General features: G+C 57.9%; 1 protein-coding gene. It reads right to left on the bottom strand.

Annotated elements, in window-relative coordinates:
- Nucleotides 1-5: 5 nt before the first annotated feature.
- Nucleotides 6-1,159, bottom strand: a protein-coding gene (locus PLU01S_RS25140) for an IS3 family transposase (RefSeq protein WP_085990625.1) whose coding sequence is annotated in 2 segments (ribosomal slippage) — nt 6-913 and nt 913-1,159 — 1,155 coding nt in all. Because the reading frame shifts where the segments join, the coding sequence is not laid out codon by codon here.
- Nucleotides 1,160-1,222 lie beyond the last annotated feature (63 nt).

The raw sequence follows: 1,222 nt of genomic DNA, 5'->3' as shown, positions 1-1,222 counted from the left end.
GGGTTCTACCCCATTTCCACGGACGGTTTGAAAAGGGCTGAAAACTTCAGATCTTGCCGGGCGACTCTACGACGCATTCGTGGGTTATGAAACCGCTCGATGTAGTCGAATAAATCCGCCCGTGCTTCATCACGAGTTCGATACGACTGATGGGCAACGCGCTCCCGTTTGAGCTGACCGAAGAAGCCTTCACAGGCAGCGTTGTCGCCGCAATGCCCGACTGCACTCATGCTGCAGACCAGCGTGTTGCGATTCAGAAAGCGCTGGTAGTCAGCACTGGTGAATTGGCTGCCGCGATCCGAATGCAGGATCACTGACCAGTCACCCTGGCGCTGCCAGATCGCCATCTCCACCGCTCGAATCACCATCTGCCTATCCTGACGGTGATGCATCGACCAACCGATCACCAGCTTGCTGTACAAGTCGAGCACCACGCATAGGAAGAGCTTGCCTTCCAGTGTGGCTATTTCCGTGATGTCCGTGACCCACTTGCGCTCCGGTTCCTGCGCAGTGAAATCGCGCTCCAGCAGGTTTTTCACGCCTGCTGGACGCCCGCTGGCGACTCTGCCAAAGCCACGCCTCTTGCGGCGTGGCCAACCTTGAATTCGCTCAGCCGCCATCAGGCGAGCAACACGGTTCAGGCTGACGGTTTCGCCCTCGTCGAGCAGATCCTCGTGCATCCGGGGCGCTCCGATCACACCACGGCTGTCCTCGTGAATCTCCCGAATGCGCCTTACCAGGCGTGCATTCTCTTGAGTTCGCGGGCTTGGATCACGATCCTGCCAGGCGTAATAGCCACTGGCAGAAACCTTCAGGCAACGGCACATCAGACGTACCGGGTACTCGTTGCGGCAGCGCTGGATCACCGTGTACCGCTCGATGATTCCCTGGCAAAGTACGCTGCCGCGTCTCTTAAAAAATCACGTTCCTTGGTCACCCGGGCCAACTCACGCTTGAGGCGGGCCAGCTCCTCATCTCGCGGACTACCGGTTCCGGGAAAGGCCTTTTCTGTGCCTGGTTGTGCTTCTCGAACCCAGCGTGTGAGCAGGTTCGGAGCTACACCAATCTCCAGGGCCACTTGTCGACAGCTCGCCCCTGAACGACGAACCAACTCGATGGCTTCCCGCTTGAATTCAGGACTGTATTTCTTGCGCTTCATGAACACTCCTTCAGCTCGGTATGAGCTTACTCGAAAGTGTCCGTGCTAACGGGGTAGAACCCG

It is taken from the genome of Pseudomonas luteola NBRC 103146 (assembly GCF_002091675.1).
GTDB classification, from domain to species: domain Bacteria; phylum Pseudomonadota; class Gammaproteobacteria; order Pseudomonadales; family Pseudomonadaceae; genus Chryseomonas; species Chryseomonas luteola.
The sequence above is the reverse complement of the archived record's forward strand: the minus strand, read 5'-3'. Positions and strand labels throughout refer to the sequence as shown.